The 17,909-nt window shown below is 36.4% G+C and carries 15 protein-coding genes; 7 read left to right on the forward strand and 8 right to left on the reverse strand.

Translation table 11 applies throughout. The features are described 5' to 3' along the window. The coding region (nrdD, locus tag ACJMLD_RS08690) for an anaerobic ribonucleoside-triphosphate reductase (RefSeq protein ID WP_405270565.1) at nucleotides 1-1,482 on the reverse strand (1,482 nt) is incomplete at its 3' end. A 249-nt stretch (nucleotides 1,483-1,731) separates the two neighbouring features. Then, on the reverse strand, nucleotides 1,732-5,028 hold the full coding sequence (gene polC, locus ACJMLD_RS08695) for a DNA polymerase II large subunit (RefSeq protein WP_405270567.1): 3,297 nt from the start codon (nucleotides 5,026-5,028) through the stop codon (nucleotides 1,732-1,734). A gap of 192 nt (nucleotides 5,029-5,220) precedes the next feature. Between polC and ACJMLD_RS08700 the strand changes: the two genes are divergently transcribed. The 3 genes from ACJMLD_RS08700 to ACJMLD_RS08710 are packed head-to-tail and all read left to right on the forward strand — an operon-like array spanning nucleotide 5,221 to nucleotide 7,372. Next, nucleotides 5,221-6,480, forward strand: coding sequence for a hypothetical protein (locus ACJMLD_RS08700; protein ID WP_405270569.1), 1,260 nt, complete (start codon nucleotides 5,221-5,223; stop codon nucleotides 6,478-6,480). Between the two features lie 35 nt (nucleotides 6,481-6,515). After that, nucleotides 6,516-6,986: a nucleoside deaminase gene (locus tag ACJMLD_RS08705; RefSeq protein ID WP_405270571.1), complete on the forward strand. Its 471-nt coding sequence runs from the start codon at nucleotides 6,516-6,518 to the stop codon at nucleotides 6,984-6,986. Beyond that, nucleotides 6,983-7,372 carry a hypothetical protein gene (locus tag ACJMLD_RS08710; RefSeq protein WP_405270573.1) on the forward strand — a complete coding sequence of 130 codons (390 nt, stop codon included), beginning with the start codon at nucleotides 6,983-6,985 and terminating at the stop codon, nucleotides 7,370-7,372. Before ACJMLD_RS08705 ends, ACJMLD_RS08710 begins: the two co-directional genes overlap by 4 nt. 26 nt (nucleotides 7,373-7,398) lie before the next feature. On the opposite strand, the gene lysS is transcribed toward ACJMLD_RS08710, so the two are convergent. The 5 genes from lysS to ACJMLD_RS08735 all read right to left on the reverse strand — a co-directional run bounded on the left by lysS (nucleotide 7,399) and on the right by ACJMLD_RS08735 (nucleotide 13,882). Next, the gene (lysS, locus tag ACJMLD_RS08715) at nucleotides 7,399-8,982 is read right to left on the reverse strand and encodes a lysine--tRNA ligase (protein ID WP_405270574.1); all 1,584 of its coding nucleotides are present in this window, start codon (nucleotides 8,980-8,982) and stop codon (nucleotides 7,399-7,401) included. An 82-nt stretch (nucleotides 8,983-9,064) separates the two neighbouring features. Continuing rightward, entirely contained in the window at nucleotides 9,065-10,255 is a 1,191-nt protein-coding gene (locus ACJMLD_RS08720) for a proteasome-activating nucleotidase (protein ID WP_405270576.1), read from the reverse strand. Between the two features lie 148 nt (nucleotides 10,256-10,403). Beyond that, complete coding sequence (thiC, locus tag ACJMLD_RS08725) at nucleotides 10,404-11,702, reverse strand: phosphomethylpyrimidine synthase (protein ID WP_405270578.1); 1,299 nt, start codon at nucleotides 11,700-11,702, stop codon at nucleotides 10,404-10,406. A 241-nt stretch (nucleotides 11,703-11,943) separates the two neighbouring features. Beyond that, a complete protein-coding gene (locus tag ACJMLD_RS08730) occupies nucleotides 11,944-12,858 on the reverse strand; it encodes a carbohydrate kinase family protein (RefSeq protein WP_405270580.1) in 915 nt (304 codons plus the stop codon). Between the two features lie 154 nt (nucleotides 12,859-13,012). Beyond that, nucleotides 13,013-13,882, reverse strand: coding sequence for a LysR family transcriptional regulator (locus tag ACJMLD_RS08735; RefSeq protein WP_405270582.1), 870 nt, complete (start codon nucleotides 13,880-13,882; stop codon nucleotides 13,013-13,015). A gap of 59 nt (nucleotides 13,883-13,941) precedes the next feature. On the opposite strand from ACJMLD_RS08735, the gene hxlB reads away from it, so the two are divergent. Beyond that, nucleotides 13,942-14,532 carry a 6-phospho-3-hexuloisomerase gene (gene hxlB, locus ACJMLD_RS08740; RefSeq protein WP_405270584.1) on the forward strand — a complete coding sequence of 197 codons (591 nt, stop codon included), beginning with the start codon at nucleotides 13,942-13,944 and terminating at the stop codon, nucleotides 14,530-14,532. Between the two features lie 2 nt (nucleotides 14,533-14,534). On the opposite strand, the gene fdhD is transcribed toward hxlB, so the two are convergent. Further along, complete coding sequence (gene fdhD, locus ACJMLD_RS08745; RefSeq protein WP_405270586.1) at nucleotides 14,535-15,284, reverse strand: formate dehydrogenase accessory sulfurtransferase FdhD; 750 nt, start codon at nucleotides 15,282-15,284, stop codon at nucleotides 14,535-14,537. Between the two features lie 90 nt (nucleotides 15,285-15,374). On the opposite strand from fdhD, the gene ACJMLD_RS08750 reads away from it, so the two are divergent. From ACJMLD_RS08750 to ACJMLD_RS08760, 3 genes are all read left to right on the forward strand, one after another. Further along, entirely contained in the window at nucleotides 15,375-15,944 is a 570-nt protein-coding gene (locus ACJMLD_RS08750) for an FmdE family protein (RefSeq protein ID WP_405270592.1), read from the forward strand. Nucleotides 15,945-16,376: 432 nt separating this feature from the next. Next, nucleotides 16,377-17,183, forward strand: a complete 807-nt coding sequence (locus ACJMLD_RS08755; RefSeq protein WP_405270588.1) for a formate/nitrite transporter family protein — start codon at nucleotides 16,377-16,379, stop codon at nucleotides 17,181-17,183. A gap of 84 nt (nucleotides 17,184-17,267) precedes the next feature. Beyond that, nucleotides 17,268-17,909 (forward strand): molybdopterin-dependent oxidoreductase (locus ACJMLD_RS08760; RefSeq protein WP_405270590.1); only part of this gene is annotated, 642 nt, incomplete at its 3' end.

A 17,909-nucleotide genomic window follows, 5' to 3' on the forward strand; every position in this document is an offset into this window, starting at 1 on the left:
TTCATCTTTGGATTGGTATCCGATTCTTGGGAAGTTTAAGGTTACGTATGCGAGGTTACCTGTTCTTAAACAGTCTTGATCCCAGTCACCAGTCCAGGTATCTTGTAAACAAGTTCTGCAGCCCATGTAGTTGGCCATTTTTCCTCTGTATTTAGGGAACATGTTTACAAAGTAGGATGAACCGTATTTTGCAGATAATTCATGAACTAATCTGATGTCATCTTCGTATTCACTGGTCATTGTTTCTTTACGGAGTGTGTAAATGGTGTTCGGGAATAAGTGAGGTTTTCCTTCATTGTCTCCTTCAAGCAATGTTTCAGTGAATGCTCTTTGGATTAATCTGGTTTCTTCTTCGTAGTCTTCGTAGGTTCCTACTATTTTGCCTTTTGGTCCGTATGCGGTTTCATCCTTTAAGAAATCAGGAACGCCAAATTCCAATGCCATACTTGTGAATGGAACTTGTGATCCTCTTGCGGCGTAGGCCATATTCAAGTTGTAAATAAGCATTTGCACTGATTGTTTGATTTCAGAATAGCTTCTTCCTCTTGCGAATGGTGCAACAAACACGTTCCATAAGGACATTCCTTGTCCTCCAGACATGTTTTGTTGTGCTGCAAGCATGATTTCACCAGTATGGTTCATTAAAGTTTCCATGTGGTTTGGAGCACCTGCAATGGAAGTGTGGTCACCTGTACCGTCTACTTTAAGTCCGTATTTGATGAAAGTTCTGATATCGTGTTGCATACAGTTTAAAGGTCTTCCTGCGAAGAATTCTAAATCGTGAATGTGAATGTCCCCGGCCATGTGGGCATCAGCCAAGTGTGCCGGAAGCATTTTTAAGAGTGCATATTGTTTTAATGCTTCGTCTGCCACATGTTTGTGAATACTTTCAGGGTTGTGGATCATGTTTGCATTATCTCTGTTACCGTTTTCAATTAAAGAGGTAATGTTGTATACTGGAATACCTAAACGAGTGTAACGGCTTCTTAAATCTTCTAATCCGTATTCAATCAATTTAGTGTTTACCATTTCCCTGATCATAGGGGCTGTCAAATATTCTACATTTAATTTTTTGAGTTCTTTCCAAGTTTCAGTTGCAATTTCAAAAGCGGTTTCTTGGCTTGCTCCAGTTTCTTCAATTAAAGTATTTGCAATTTTAGATAAGTCGAATGCTTCAATAGTATCTCTGGATGTACGTACTTTTAATTGGGTACTTGCTAAGTATTTGTTAGCAATTTCAGGGTCGATATCTTCTAAACATTCATAAACAATTTTTTTGATTTCTTTGGTTTTAATTCCATCATACAATTGAGATACTACAGTTGCCACAATCTTATCTGATTCAAAAAATGGAGTCTCTACCATTACTAATGATTTTACTAACTTCTCATAACTGAATCTTTCTTTAATTCCGTTATTCTTCTCCACATTTATTTTAACGGAATCTTGTAAGTTATTTCCTAATTTTGATATTTTTTCCATTTAATTCACACCATTTTCCTAGTTTATTAAAAATCGAGAGCATGCTCTCAGCTGCTTATACTATATGTTGGCACATGTATAATAAATTGTTCGTATTATCACGAACATATTTCTATGTAATAGGTTGTTTTTCATAGTATATATATTGTTCGTCTTTAATCGAACAACATTGGGAATACTATGATATGTATTATGGTTTAATATTAAAAGTCAAATGTCCAAGAGCATCTGAAAAGTAATATATGTTCTTTAGAAGAATACATCTAAAGAACTTTGTTTTGATTTATCACTTTCAAATAGGGAGTTAATACCATATTCCTGAATTTCTAAACGTTGTCTCAGGTAATGGGAAACAGGATATCTGTTAACAAGCTCCTGTGATATTTCAAGGTATTTTGTAACCGATCCTTTTGAAACTGAAAGGATTAGGTTGCCACCACATTTGCATTTTCCGGTAAGCGGCATTCTTCTATACTTGGCGCCGCACTTTGTGCACCTTACCTTTTGCTTGGAAAATGCTCTGGAATTGCCCATAATGTCAGGTAAAAAGTGAGATGACAAGACCTTTTCCACAACACCTTTTTGGTCAACGGCCCTGATGGTTTCGGCAAGGCTAATTTGAGCTTCCACCTTTTCTCTCATGGACGGCAATCTCTTATAAAGGCAGACGGTAGGTCCTGCATGAATATTTGATGTGTGGTGTGAAAACATCAACCCTTCGTACTGTTGCGGTGTTCCCAAATGCATTGAAACATTATCAATGTATTCCAAAACATCGGCAGGTTTATGAGGAGTGTATGTTTCTTCATAAAATTCAACAGGGAACCTTTCAAAGATATCTAGGTTATGTGATTCGTCATCTATCTCTTCGGGGTCAATTCTTGAAGACAAAACCAAAGGAGCGTCCATACTTCCTCCCCTGGTATTAGGCAAGTATGATTTTGAAAAGTTCATTAATGCATCTAAAAGCAACATAATCGCATCTTCGTCACTGTCACAGTTTCTACGTTTTGCTGAATGGAAATAAGGGTGGGCATAACAGCCTAATGCTTTTGTAAACCCGATAATTCTTCCAAGAACTCCGGCAGATGTGTGGGGTGCAAGCCCTGCAACCAAATGGCCAATCAAATCGCTTTTTTCATTTACATTGTAAAACGGCTCCATATCATAATATCTTGTAAGTTCATCATCGATGAACTGTGCAGTTCTAAGCAGGTATTCTCCGCAATTATCGGATATTACGATGTCCTGCACTTTAAGTTCAATAATCTGGTCCTCATTTTCAATCGGATTTCCATAACAGTCATTTTCATATCCCATCTCTTTCAGCTTTTCAACGGTAACTCCGATTTCCCTTGGAATAAAATGAGTCAATGGCAAATCTGTTGAGTCATGTCTGATGGTTCCGTCTTTAAATGTAAACACTTCATGCTTTGCCCTAAGTATTCCTTTTTCAAGAGGTTCAGGCAATTTTGATTCTGAAATCATACCTATTACGCCTTTCACGTCATCGACTCTTCTAACTTTCACGTTATCGGATGCCTTTTTGAGCATATTTGAAAGAGGAATGTTCTTCAGGGTCGGTTTTCCCATTTCGGTTGGGCTGCCGCACTTCGGACAAAGTGAACCGAATGAACTTATTCCACATTCAGGATTTGTGCATTTTCTTCTGGAAATTTCTACCTTGATATTGCCTTTTTTGGCGGCTGTTGCAACTAATCTTCTGGAACCTCCATTGTTGCCGATAGGTATCAATCCATGTGGGGCGGGTTTCATCAGTCTTTCTTTTGATTTTTCAGGTCTGCCTACACGAGTACCGATATATGCGGGAGCCTTGTCTTTAATTTCAACAGGGGAAACCTCATTCAAAGCTTCTAATGTAGTCTCTTTTTGAGGCAGTTTTTTGGATAATGTCACTAAAAGCGCATAAGAGTGATCCTTATCAATAATAATTTTATTGTCTCTAACAATATGAGGAACTCCGATTATTTCCAATATTCTTTTTTGGTAGGATAAATCAAGTTTCATTCCTTCATCTTGCTTGTAAGTTGATTTGCCTTTTTCAATCAGGTCAATCAATTCGTTTAAATCTTGAATAGTAACGTCATTATAGCAATAAGTGTATTTTGGGTGAAGCGGAATGTTATAGTTTTTAGACAATGTGAAAGCTTCAATGGATGAAAGGTATTCATATTCAAGCTTATGCAAGTCTAAATCGTTATTGTCCTTGTCAAAGTTTTCGCTTCTCATCAATAGTTGAATCCACCATTCCTCACACCATCCTGACGGATACAATGGCTGGTTATTTCTTAAAAATTCTCCAAATGCGACAAGCATGTCCCCCAGGAATAGGATTTCCACAACATCTTTTTTAAGTTCGCGTGCTTGTTTAATGGAGTCAATAACTACAACATCGCCGTTTTTGAGTTTGACGGTAGGTCCTTCAATTGAATCGACAGGCACAACACAGTTACCTTTGCCGGGATATTCGATTTTAAGCTGTGTTCCTACAGCCAGGAATTCAAGCAATGCCATTGTTGCAGGATGAACTCCCATGGTAGCAAGGCCGGTATTTCTTGACCTTCCGTATCTTAATCTAAATCCTCCCTTTTCTGAAGGGTATCCTAAAATCGGCCTTCCGCCAATGATATCCTGGATATATTTAGGTTCGCTGACGACATCGGAATCTCCTCCATCGTCACCTGACGAATCATCTTTAGGCTTTGAAAATTCGGTAAGCCATTCCCAGTCAAGACCCAAGGTTCTGGAGATTTTATGAATCTTTTTGGATTTCTGGATAACTCCTTCAACCATCGCAAGCAATGCCCCTCCACGAATGTTGTTGGTTTCTACACGCTCAAGATCCCTATGTGATACTTCCACTTGGTCGGTTTGCTCTCCTGAAACTTCTACGGGAATGTGTCTTGCAGCAAATCTCACTTCTTCTGGTGTTGGTGAGTATTGCAAATTTGTAACTTCTGATTCGTATAGTTCAACTTCTTCTACATATCTTTCAATTTCATCATCAATTGGCTTGAATGCATCAATTCCAATTGCTTGTCTGATTTTATCTCCTAAAAGCACTGCTAAAGCCGCTGCTGTACCTCCAGCACTTCTAATCGGACCTGCAAAATAAACTCCAATGTATTGTGTTCCGTCAAAATTGTTTTTGATTTTAACGGCGGAAATTCCTTCAAGAGGTGCAGCCACTACCCCTTCGGTTAGGATAGCCAGTGCAGTTCTCAATGCCTGGTCACATCTTTGTTCATCGTTCCATCTTGCCTTTTCGCCGGTGAGTTCAAATTTGCCGGATGCAATTTCAGCAGCAATTTCAAAGGCAACTTCCTCTCTTGAGATATCTTGTTCTAATTCTTTAATTCTTTGCGCCACACCTTCCGGACCAACAAGCCCTTCTACTCTTTCAGCTAAATCCTTTGCAAGAGGCACTTCAGTTGTTGTTTCAACATCAAACCCTTTAGATCTTGCTTCATTAGCTATCTCATATAGGTGATGGGTTTCAGCTTCTAATCTATCAAAATAATCCATGGTATCGCCACAAGTTACAAAATTAATTTAACATATAATCTATTGATTTTCATAATTTAATAATGTTTGTAATTTTGGAATTCGTGTTAAAAATCTAAAATTTGATAATACTTAAATATTGAAAAATTCAAATTTTATGTTGTATATTGTAGTTGAACTTTTAAAATTATTATTGCTATTTTGGTGATATTAATGTCCAATGATAAACCAATGAATGCCATGTATGGGCAAAAAGTTAAATTAGACTTAGATAAAATTAGAAATCGTTCAAAAAACGAAAAGAAAGTTGAAAGTGAACCTGAACCTGTTGAAGAGGTTGTCGACAAAGTGACTGAAGAACCTGTTGTTGAAAATAAGGTTGTTGAAGAGCCTGTTGAGGAAGAAGTCGTCGAACCGGAACCTGTTGAAGAGGTTGTTGAGGAAGAAGTTGTTGAGCCGGAACCTGTTGAAGAGCCTGCTGAGGAAGAAGCAGTAGTTGAAGAAGTTGCTGCTGAGCCTGTTGAAGATGAGGCTGCAGTTGAAGAAGCGGCTGAAGAGGCTGTCGAACCGGAACCTGTTGAAGAGGTTGTTGAAGAAGAAACTGTTGAAGAAGCGGCTGAAGAGGTTGTTGAAGATGAACCAGTGATCGAGGAACCTGTTGAAGAGGAAGTGGCAGTGGAAGAGGCTGCTGATGAGCCTGTTGAAGAGGAACCTGTTGTTAAAGAACCTGTAAAAGAAAAACCAACCGAAACTGATTCCAAACAATTAGATAATTTAAAAGCTAAATTAAGCGAAAGAGAAAAGAAATTGTCTAATCAGTCTAGCGAACTTAATTATTTAACTAATAAGGTAATTCCTAAACTCAAAAAAGAAAACGCCGAGTTAAATAATCTTAAAAGGGAATTAACCGATGCACTTGAAAAAAGTACTAGAAAATACTTCGATCAATTAGATATTAATGCGGACTTAAGCAATCAAATTGGAAAATTAGGTGCTGAAGCTGCAGTAAATAAGGTAAGGGCTGACAAGTTAGAAAATGAAATTGATTCCATTAAAAGTGATTTGGAATCTAAAATCAACCACTATAAAGAAAAATTAGCTTCCTTCAACATTGATGAAGTAAAAGATGAAAATAAAAAATTAACTGCTGAAGTTAAAGATTTAAAAGACAAATTATCAGGTGCTAGAAAGGAAAATATAGACCTTTCTGAAGAAGTTGATAAGTTAAGGTCTGAACTTATTGATCTTGGTAACTACAAGGATGAAGTTGACAGCAACAATAAAAAGGAAATTGAAGGATATAAATCTGAAATTTCTAATCTTAGCACTCAACTTAAACTTAAGGAAAGTAGTTATGACAAGTTGTCTAATGATTCTAAAAGTACAATTTCCGATTTGAATAAGCAAATCAAAAAGCTTGAAGATGAATTAGAAAAACAATCCAACAAAGGATTGTTCAATAGATTTAAATAGATGATTAATTTCATCTATAAATTCTTTTTTTTAACATGACTCAAGATACTTATTTTATGGGAGAAGCTATTAAGGAAGCTGAGAAATCTTTACTGGAGGGTGGAATCCCAATCGGTGCTGTCCTGGTTAAAGATGATGAAATCATATCTAGAGGTCATAATAGATTAATTCAAAATGATTCTGTAGTGTTGCATGCTGAAATGGATGCAATTGAAAATGCAGGACGCTTGAACTATGAAGATTATATTAAATGCACACTTTATACTACATTATCCCCTTGTCCGATGTGTTCCGGAGCGGTAATATTGTATAATATCCCCCGTGTTGTGATAGGCGAAAACACTACGCTTATGGGTGCTGAAAACCTGCTTAAATGCAATGATGTTGAAGTGGTTGTTTTAAATGATGTGAGATGTAGGGATCTGTTTTTGAAATTTGTGTGTAACAATTCCGAAATTTGGGATGAAGAGCTTGCAAAAGTGGGAAATACAACTGAGGTCAAATGATGGAAATTATAGTAACTGATGAGAGAGATGAAAGATTTATTAAATTTTGCGATTCCTTCGGTTGTTTTATAGACGAGCCGCAGGTAGTTTTACTTTTAATGAGTTTTGGAAAAACCGTAGGATGCACAAGTTTTAAGGTATATGATGAAGAATCAGCCGAAATTACAACCTTATTTTTAAACTCTTATGACAATCGTGAAAAGATAGCCTACAAATTAATCAGACAGCTTGAAAAAATAGCTATTGATTATGAATTCAAAAGCGTTGTCGTTAGCTTTGATAGTGAAGAAGATATTCTAATCGATATATTCAAGAAGTTAGATTATCATTTAGTTGAAAATAGTGATGAAATTCTTTTCAAAAAAGAGTTCAAAAGCTTAATTTAATTTTAAAAAAAGAAAAATTTAAAAGATTAAGCTTCTTGTCTTAATCTTTTTACAACAAAGTCTTTGTCTAAGCTTAACAAGAATGATGCTGCTCTTGGGCCTTGTTTTTGACCGAGAATCATTTTGTAAATAGCTTGGAATCCTTTTTGCGGTTTTAATCCTTGAGCTTCTAAGATTTCATACATTGCATCGTGCAATGCGGTTGCATCATCAAACTCAGAGGTTTCCATCAAATCGGCCAAAGCACTTAAGAATTCAGTTTGTTCATCGGTTAATGGCAAGTTAGGAATACTATCTTCTTGCACTTTGAATTTTACGAAGTTAGGTGCATAGGTATCCAACCAGTAAATTACATTATCGACTCTTTCTCTGTATTGGGCTAATTCAAGGTCGGTTAAATCACCGAATTCTTTATCTTTGAAGCTTTTGGTTAATTGTGAGTTCTTTTTAAGAATTGCAAAGATTTTTTCTAAGTCGTCTCCTGCAATCTGGTAAGCGTTAACCAGGAATCTGAATGGTGGTCTGAAAGGCAAAGGTTGGCCTTCATGAATTTGAGCGATTTCATAGATTTCCTTGAATTTCCTACCTTCTTTTTCAGATGGTGCTTCCTCTTCATCGTAGAATACTTTTTCCACGGTATCGAATTGGTCAATGAAGTCTAAGAAAGGCATTTTTGGTGAGAAATCTTTTGCTTTCATAGGTTTTGACCTGAATAGGTAGTAGTGGAGACTTTCAGCCGGTCCGATTTTCAACCATTCATCAGGAGCGAAAAATACTCCGTGGGATTTACTCATTGCTTCACCATCCAATGTAATCCATTCGTATGGCACTGGATATGGTGCAGGATAATCAAAAATCTTTTCGGATATTACACTACTTACATCATATGATCCTCCACTTGCAGCGTGGTCTTTTCCGAACGGTTCGCAAGTGGTTCCAAATATTTTCCATCTTGCTGCCCATTCCACTCTCCAGGTGAGCTTACCGTTTCCGGATTTGATGTCCATTTCACCTTCATGGCCACATTCACATCTGTATTTGATGATGTCGCCGTCATAGTCGTAAGCGTAAGTTGTGTTTACTCTGCCACATTCATCACAGATTGGGTTATATGGCAGCCAATCGTCAGCTAAAGGTTCTCTTCTGTATTGGTTGAAGATTTCTTTGATTTCTTCAACTTTTTTCAGGGATGTTCTGATGTAATCATTGTAGTCGCCGTTTTTATACATTTCAAAACCGGATTTGGCTTCCATTTCTATTCCGTAGTCATCCATTACGGAAAGCAAAGGTTTTTCAAAGTGTTCTACAAAGTTGGCACAGCAGCCGTCAGGACAAGGAATCACAGAATAAGGCATTCCTAGGTATTTATCATAATCTTCAGGTAAAGGATATGGAACTTTTCTTAAAGGGTCGTGGTCATCTGCAATCCATATTGTTTTAGCTTTTTTTCCTTTTTCTCTTAATTTTTTTCCAATTCCGTTAGCTACAAATATGTCGCAAGAGTTTCCAATGTGTATTGAACCTGAAATAGAGGTTCCACTTGCAATGACATGTTCTTCTACATCCATTTTACTTAATTCATTAGCTATGTTTTCAATCCAATGTGTCATCTGAATTCACCGTTTAATAAAAAAATTATCATTAAAATAAGTTAATACTGAATTAATATTTCTAATTATTAATATAAAAATATTAAGTTATTCTAATGTTTGTCATTATTTTATCAATTGCATCTAGGAAGTCTTTTGAAATGACTTTTTTTCTCTCAGCCCTTATTGCAAACATTCCTGCTTCTGTACAGACAGCTTTTAAATCTGCACCTGATAGGCCTTCTGTTATTTCGCTTATGTTTTCGAAATCGATATTGTCATCCAGTTTCATCCTTTTAGTGTGTATCTCCAATATCTTTTCCCTGCTTTCCTTGTTTGGATTCGGAACTTGTATCGCCCGGTCAAACCTTCCAGGTCTGAGGAGTGCTTCATCCAAAATGTCCGGTCTGTTTGTAGCCGCAACGATTCCAACATCACCTCTTGAATCGAATCCATCGAGTTCTGCCAGCAATTGCATCAATGTCCTTTGGACTTCCCTGTCTGCGCCTTCACTGCTTGCGGTTCTTTCGGTTCCGATTGCGTCAATCTCATCGATGAATATGATTGCTGGCGATTTTTCCTTTGCAAGGTCGAAAACCTGCCTGACGTATCTTGCACCTTCTCCTAAGAATTTATTCACGAATTCGGAAGCTACAATTTTGATGAATGTTGCATTTGTCTTGTTTGCCACAGCTTTTGCAAGCAGTGTTTTTCCGGTTCCGGGAGGTCCATAAAGCAGAATTCCCTTAGGAGGGTCAATACCGATTTCTTCAAAAATTTCAGGGTTGGTAATTGGCAGTTCCACAGTTTCCTTGATTTCCACGATTTGATGGTCGAGCCCACCGATGTCTTCGTATGTGACATCAGGCTTTTCCTCTATTTCCATTGCGGTTATGTCTGCATCCTTTTTGGCCGGAAATACATTTACAACTCCCAAATTCTTTTGATTTAAAGCGACCCTTGCGCCTGGCTGGAGAAGTTCCTTGTCAATTGATCCGGGATAGTTTACTAAAAATTCATGTCCCACAGCGCCCTGAATCCCAACTTGTTTATTGTCAAATACTTCAGTCACTGTTGCAAGAATCAATGGTGTCTTTTTGAATGAGTTGATTTCGCCTTTCAGCTCTTTGATTTTGCCTTCGAGCTGGCGGTTGCTGATGTTTGTCTTTAGTTGTTCTCCTTCGATGCTTCTTAGTTTTTCCATCAATTCGTCTACTGTTTTTGAATTTTCTTCCTTTAAAAATTCTATTGTTTCAATCAATTCTTCTTTTGAAGCATTAGTGTTAGATTCCATAATCGTCCCCTCTTTTAAAAATCAAAATCTGTTATTATGTATATTATAAACGTTAATTAATGTTTCTTAAAAAGTAGTGCATAAATAACTTTCAATTGAATGATTAACAGTGATGGATAAAAAAAGTAAAAGATAGATGGAAATCCATCTATTTAATAAGGTCTGAATCGGATTGATCCAACCATTCGTTAACGATTTTCACTGCACAGTAGTTGCCGCACATTGTACATGTGTCTTCTTCTTCAGGAGGTCTTTGGTCTCTTTTTGCACGTGCAGCTTCCGGAAACATTGCACAGGCATATTGCGCTTCCCAGTCAAGTTTTTTACGGGCTTCTGCCATAGCCAAATCCTGTGAACCATCTATTTGACCGGTCGCCAAATCCCCTGCATAGGCTCCGATTTTGGTAGCTATTACTCCTTCCCTTACATCATCAGGGTTTGGAAGAGCAAGGTGTTCTGCAGGGGTTACATAGCAGATGAAGTCTGCTCCGGCTTTTGCAGATGATGCTGCGCCGATTGCGGATACGATGTGGTCATAGCCTGGCGCTACATCACATACGATTGGTCCTAACATATAGAAAGGAGCGTTGGAACACATTTTCTTTTGAATCATTACATTGGTTGGAATCTCATTGATTGGAATGTGTCCCGGCCCTTCAATCATACATTGTACTCCAGCTTCACGTGATCTATCGATTAATTCCCCTAAAATGATCAATTCTTGGATTTGGGCCCTATCTGTTGAATCAGCAATAGATCCTGCTCTCATACCGTTTGCAAGTGAAAGAACTACATCATGTTCTTTTGCAATTTCCAAAACATAGTCAAAGTTTTCGTATAATGGGTTTTCTTTTTCATTTTCGACAATCCAGCCGGACATGAATGAACCTCCTCTGGAGACCAAGCCTGTTACTCTGCCTTGTCTCTTGAGTCTTGTCAAGGTTTCAATGTTGATGCTGCTGTGGATTGCCATAAAGTCAATACCATCTTTGGCCTGCTTTTCGATGGTGTTGAATAAGTCATCTTCATCCATATAAATTACGGAACCGTCTCTTCTGATGGCTTCAATAGCTGCCTGGTAAACCGGTACGGATCCTACCGGCAGTGGGGACATGTACAATACCCTTCTTCTTATTACATCCAAGTCTCCGCCAATACTCAATTCCATTAAACAGTCTGCACCGTTGTCGATAGCAATCTGTGCCTTTAAGACCTCTTCATCAAAGTTTACAATATCGGTTGAAGTTCCAACGGTTGCGTTTACCTTTGTTCTAAGCCCTGCACCGATACCTGATGCTTCAATGTCTCTGTGCACGTTGCTTGGTATTACTATTGTTCCTTCAGCTACTGATTTCAATATAAAGTCTTCTGAAACATTTTCTATTTCTGCAACATGCTTCATTTCATCTGTCAATATGCCTTTTTTTGCATCACTAATCTGTGTCATACTATCCCTCAAATAAAATTTAAAACAGTCAAATTTACTTTATAAATTTCTCATATTAAATTGATAATCTCTTATCTTTATTTAATAGTATTTAAATTAGTAGGATTTATTTTAATTCCAATAATATTGATATAACTAAAATATTTTTGAAAAAACAGTAATTTTAGGTTGTTATAAACAAAATAAAACTATTTTGATAAAATTAAAGTTTAATTTAAAAAAAGTAAAAAAGAGAATAAATTCAATAGAATTCATTCATTCTTTCAAATGCCTCGTCAAATGTTGGCATATTGGTTTGACATCCCTGATGTTCAACAATAAAGGATGATACGGTTGATGCGAATTTAGCGGATTCTTCCAGTGATTCCCCATTTAAGAATCTTGATAAAAATCCTGCCCTATAGGAATCCCCTGCACCTGTTGGGTCAACGGCTTCCCTGGTAACTGCATCGATTTTTATTTTTTCTTCATTTGAATAAATCTCACTACCGTTAGCTCCGCATGTTTTAACGATTATTTTAGGTCCCATTTCTCTAAGGCCATCCAAATCCACTTCCAGAGCATCAAGTATTCTTTCAATTTCATGATGATTTCCAAAAAGGATAGTGGTATTTTCAATCACATCTATCAATTTTTTAGTGTCGTACATTCCAAGGTCTTGGCCCGGGTCAAATGAAACGAGCAGGTCTTCATTTTTTGCTTCTTCTGAACATTTCCAATTGAAATTAGGATCTCCAGTCGCTAAGTGAATTGCTTCGGCATCCCTAATCGCTTTTGTAGGCACTTTGCTTTCTGCAAATTCACGGGCAGCTCCCCAATAAAAGTAACTGATTTGGTCTTCATTATCATTTGTTAGGACAAAGGCGGTAGGGGTTGCTTCACCTGGAACGATAATCAATGAATCAGTGTCAATACCTAAATTTTGCATGTGTTCGAAGTATTCGGTTTTTTTGAAATCTCCTCCAACAGCAGAAACCAAGGATGTTTTTAATCCTAATTTCGCCCCAACGCATGCAACATTTGCAGCAGCTCCTCCATTGAATGTTTTCATGTTTGTTATAGGGGCTGAAAAATTTGCTTTTGGAAATTCAGGCACTCTAATAATATAATCATGAGCAGAGTGGCCAATTGCTAGTAAATCTCTGTTTTTTGCCATAATATCGCCTTTAAATTCTTCAATTCTATATTGTGTTTTATCATTATTTAATCTTTTGAAAATTCAACTTTATGAAAAATCACAAAAACACATCTTCACAAAGATGTATATTATATATAATAAATTTAATTTTGGTAAGAGCATTTGAAAAGTATTAGCTCATAGGTGCAAAGCCTTCCTTTTCAATATCTTTTTGAGCAGTATTAGTTAAATATTCAATAAATTCATCTATTTCGGTTTTATCTTCGTTAACTTTAACTAAACTGATTACATGTCTTGTATCGAATTTTAAAAGTTCGTTTCCTTTAAAATAACTGGCATTTAAAAAAGTATGCAAGTTTTCAGAATTTCTAACTAATTTGAATGCATCAAATTGGGAGTTCACAGTTTTTTTGATATTATATTTAATGTCATAGTGCTGCAAACTGTTCCATGCAAGCCTTTGAGCCGAACCGTTCACATTCACAAAGTCAAGTCCCTCCAAATCGGAAATGCTTTCGATTTTTTTGGATTTAGGGCTTGAAATCAGTACCAGATAATCATAAGCTATTGGAATAAAATTCAAATCTCTTTCAAATGCTATTAAAGGGTCGTCCAATGTCAATATATCAACAGCGCCTCTTTTTGCAAGTTCAAATGCATCCTCATCGCTGCTGCTGTAGATATTTGTATTGAATGGAATGCTTATGCTTTCCAGAAGGCCTGTGCTGATGTGGCCTCCGACAATATTGATGTCGGATGTCTTTTCAATTTGGACGGCATATTTCCTGAATTCATCAAGCAGTTCCAATCCCTCTTTTGTAAGGATTGTTCCGTTTCCCATTTTTCTAGTTATTTTAAATCCTAATTTGTCTTCAGCCTTAAGCAATCTTCTATTAAATACGGTATGCGATATATTCAGTTCTTTTGCAGATTGCCTTTGGGATCTTGTTTTTGAAAGTGATTCCAGGCTTTCATACAATTTATGGTCATAAATATTGCCGTCAATGTCTAAACTGATTAGGCCTTTGCTTTGGAATTCCATCAATTATATATAAAATTGTAATCATAAATAATAATATTGATTTTGGGGAATAAGATAAAATGGAAATAATGAAAACTTCTATTAATGCTATATTAAACAATATTAAGAGCGCTGAAGACTTTTTAGATGAAGATGCAATTGATGAATTTGAAGATATAATCATTGGGTCTAAAAATATCTTTGTTACTGGAGCCGGAAGATCTGGGCTTGCTGCAAAGGCATTTGCAATGAGATTGATGCATTTGGGTTTAAGTGCATATGTTGTAGGCGAAACCATATCTCCTGCAATATATCAGGATGACTGTATTGTAGCCATTTCAGGATCCGGTGAAACCAATACCATTGTATCTGCAGCCAAAATTTCTAAAACTAGGGGGGCAAAAGTTTTAGCATTAACATCTTATCCAGAATCTACATTAGGACAATTGGCTGATTGTTACATTCTTGTTAAAGGAAGAACAAAAAAAGAAGTGGATGATGAGAATTATATGAAACGTCAAATCCACGGAAACTATACTTCTTTAACCCCATTAGGTACTGCATTTGAATTGACTACATTGGTATTTTTAGATGCTATTGTTTCTGAATTGATGGAAAAAATGCAACAGACCGAAAGTGACCTGAAAGCAAGGCACACTGTTTTAGAATAATTTCATTCAAAAATTATTCTATTCTGATTATTATATATATTACAGCGTTGGCCTCTTAAAAATCCAACCAATGTAATATTTCCTTTTTTTGCGATGTTATATCCTGAGTTAGCGGGAGCTGCATTTGATGCCAATATCGGAACTCCTGCCCTTGTCATTTTGATAACCATGTCTGCAGGCATTCTTCCACTGTAAATTACATAGGAATGATTTAAATCAAAGCCATTCAATATTCCATATCCAATCACTTTATCTACCGCAACATGACGGCTCACGTCTTCCTTTACTACAAACTGGCCATCATAAACGATACCGGCTACATGTGTTCCTCCAGTAGCTTGCCAAATTTCAGCATTGTCCTTTAGCTCTTCAATCCTTGCAATCAATTCCTTAACATCAACTTGAAAATCGGATTCAACGGGATGGACTTCCTTTATTTTGCTTCTCCATCCTCCGGCGGAGTCTGAACAGAGCACTGTTTCATTTGTTTTAAGGAGGGTATCGTCTATTTCCACATTGATTTGAGGCCCGTCGATTTCGATTCTCTTGATGTCATCTAATGACTTGACCATGTTTTCATTAAACAGATATCCGACTGCAAATTCTTTCAAAGAGTCTTCAATCGCGGATAAGCTACGTGAAATATTTCCATTGATTGTTAATGTGATTGTTTCATCTTTTACAACTTTTTCAATTGTTTCGACAGCTTCGTTGTTCTTATATTGGATTGCATCAATTTCCTCAATTCTCATGATATTGCCTCTATGTCAATTGTTATTTTGGACAGTACTCCTATATAATTTATATTATGTAAGCCATTAATGTAATTATTAAGGTGAAGGATTATGAACATCGAAGAGTATGATGAACAATTGAAAAAAGCAGTGGAGTTTCATGGGGAGCTTTGCGGGGGCATAGCCATTGGAACTAAATTGGGCATGTATGGCCTTGAATTATTGGGAATGGAACTGAATAAAAGGCATAGGAATCTAATAGTAATTTTGGAAAATGAAAGGTGTACTGCTGATGGAATACAGGCTGTAACAAAATGTTCAATGGGAAAAAGATCTTTAAAACAGGTTTATTATGGAAGATTTGCAGCTACATTCTATAATATGGATACTGGGGAAGCATATAGGGTGTCTGATGCGGATGCAAATAAGAAAACTAAAACTAAGGAAACAAGGGAAGAGATGGTTGAAAGATTCAGATTAACTCCTCCTGAAGAATTGTTTAATGTGGAAAAGGTTAGGGTTAATTTTAAGGATGCTCAAAAACCTGGGGATGCCCATACAACTGCATGGTGCAGCGTATGCGGTGAAAAGATTACTGATAATTATCATTTGATTAGAGCTGGAAAAGCAATTTGTAAGGCATGTGCCGAAGAATCATATTATGAAGTAATTGAGTAATCGATTATTTCTTTTAATTTTTATTTTTAGGCGAATTCATTATCTTTTTTTCACCGATATTGAATATTATAGGTTAATTTTAATTATCATAATAGATTATTAAAAATGTTTAAAATCTTATTTTAAATATTGCAAAAGTTTTGATTCGTGTTTGCATTGATTTTTTAGTAAATTTTTAAAAATAGGAACATATTTCTAAATAGCAAAATAAAAAGATAGTTTTTTCACGATGTGAATGTCATTCATCATGATTTATCATTACCTTTAATTTTTTTTAACAATACTATTTAAATATTTCTTTTTGATTTTAATGACAAATCCTTTTTATATATTGAATACTAATATAATATCATAATACTTTGAACTATCATTATATGTGGAATTCATTAGTATTATAAAAATTAATAAAAGGGAATAAAAGAGGTTGATAAAATGAGTTCATCTTTTAAAAGCCCAGTAGAAACTGCGAAAGCAATTTCCGCAACTGCTGGAGCAAAAGACTCTGCAAATATTGTAAATGTAATATTACTCTCCTTCTTAGCAGGAGCATATATTGCATTTGGTGGTTTATTAGCTGTAGTGGCAAGCGCAGGTATGCTTAAAGCAGGCGCTCCTATCGGTTTAGAAAAATTCGTATTCGGTGCAGTGTTCCCTGTAGGTTTGATTATTGTTGTCCTTGCAGGATCTGAATTATTCACTGGAAACGTAATGTTTATGACCCTTGGTGTATTAGACGGTTCCGCTTCTATTGGCGGTCTCGCTAAAAATTGGGTTATCAGTTGGATTTTCAACTTTGTCGGTGCTTTATTCGTAGCATACGTTCTCGCTTTCATGGGTGGAATTACTCCTACCGATGCATCCGTACCAGCATATGCTATTTCTGCTAAAGCTATTTCCGTAGCAGAAGGTAAAGTAACTATGCCTTTCTTAACTGCAATGATTAAAGGTATTGGTTGTAACTGGCTTGTATGTTTAGCTGTATGGTTAGCTAACGCATCCGACGATATCATCGGTAAAATCGTTGGTATTTGGTTCCCAATCATGGCGTTTGTATGTATCGGATTTGAGCACAGTGTTGCAAACATGTTCTTCATACCATTAGGTATGTTCTTAGGTGCTGAAGGTGTTAACTGGGCAACTATTATCATTAATAACTTAGTTCCAGTAACTATCGGTAACATCATTGGTGGGGGAGTCTTTGTAGCATGTATCTACTGGTACACCTACCTCAAAGGCTAAGCTAGTAAATTTTAAACACAAAGAAGCTTTTTTAAGCTTCTTTTTTTAAATTATTTTATAAAAATATATTTTGGAGATTATAAAATGGTTGAGATTAAATATGTACCAACAATCTGTCCATACTGTGGTACTGGTTGTGGACTCAACTTCGTTGTAAAAGACGAAAAGATTGTTGGTGTAGAACCTTTAAAAAGACACCCTGTAAATGAGGGTAAAGTATGTCCAAAAGGAAACTTTGGATATCAATTTATTAATAGGGAAGACAGATTAACTACTCCTTTAATAAAAGAAAACGGTGAATTTAGAGAAGCTTCTTGGGATGAAGCATTAGACCTTGTTGCTAATAAACTCAAAGAAGTATCCGAAGAAGATCCAAACAAAGTTGGATTCTACGCATGTGCTCGTTCACCTAACGAAAACATCTACATTACTCAAAAATTAGCAAGAGTAGCTTGTGGTACTCAAAACGTAGACCACTGTGCACGTATCTGTCACGGTCCTACCGTAGCAGGTTTAGCTACCACTTTCGGATCAGGTGCTATGACCAACGGATTCGACAGTATCAAAGAAGCTGACTATATCTTCTGTATTGGATCAAACAACATGGAAGCACACCCATTGTTCGGACGCAAAATGATTCAAGCTAAACAAAACGGTGCTAAATTAGTTGTATTAGACCCAAGATTTACTCCTACTGCTAAAATCGCAGATGAATATGTACAATTT

The sequence above is a fragment of the Methanobrevibacter sp. genome, assembly GCF_045112895.1.
Classification (GTDB): Archaea; Methanobacteriota; Methanobacteria; order Methanobacteriales; family Methanobacteriaceae; genus Methanocatella.

Bases quoted from the DNA above. Each gene is read 5' to 3' on its own strand.
- polC (WP_405270567.1), bottom strand. From the start codon at position 5,028: ATGGATTATTTTGATAGATTAGAAGCTGAAACCCATCACCTATATGAG.
- ACJMLD_RS08700 (WP_405270569.1), top strand. From the start codon at position 5,221: ATGTCCAATGATAAACCAATGAATGCCATGTATGGGCAAAAAGTTAAA.
- ACJMLD_RS08705 (WP_405270571.1), top strand. From the start codon at position 6,516: ATGACTCAAGATACTTATTTTATGGGAGAAGCTATTAAGGAAGCTGAG.
- ACJMLD_RS08710 (WP_405270573.1), top strand. From the start codon at position 6,983: ATGATGGAAATTATAGTAACTGATGAGAGAGATGAAAGATTTATTAAA.
- lysS (WP_405270574.1), bottom strand. From the start codon at position 8,982: ATGACACATTGGATTGAAAACATAGCTAATGAATTAAGTAAAATGGAT.
- ACJMLD_RS08720 (WP_405270576.1), bottom strand. From the start codon at position 10,255: ATGGAATCTAACACTAATGCTTCAAAAGAAGAATTGATTGAAACAATA.
- thiC (WP_405270578.1), bottom strand. From the start codon at position 11,702: ATGACACAGATTAGTGATGCAAAAAAAGGCATATTGACAGATGAAATG.
- ACJMLD_RS08730 (WP_405270580.1), bottom strand. From the start codon at position 12,858: ATGGCAAAAAACAGAGATTTACTAGCAATTGGCCACTCTGCTCATGAT.
- ACJMLD_RS08735 (WP_405270582.1), bottom strand. From the start codon at position 13,882: ATGGAATTCCAAAGCAAAGGCCTAATCAGTTTAGACATTGACGGCAAT.
- hxlB (WP_405270584.1), top strand. From the start codon at position 13,942: ATGGAAATAATGAAAACTTCTATTAATGCTATATTAAACAATATTAAG.
- fdhD (WP_405270586.1), bottom strand. From the start codon at position 15,284: ATGAGAATTGAGGAAATTGATGCAATCCAATATAAGAACAACGAAGCT.
- ACJMLD_RS08755 (WP_405270588.1), top strand. From the start codon at position 16,377: ATGAGTTCATCTTTTAAAAGCCCAGTAGAAACTGCGAAAGCAATTTCC.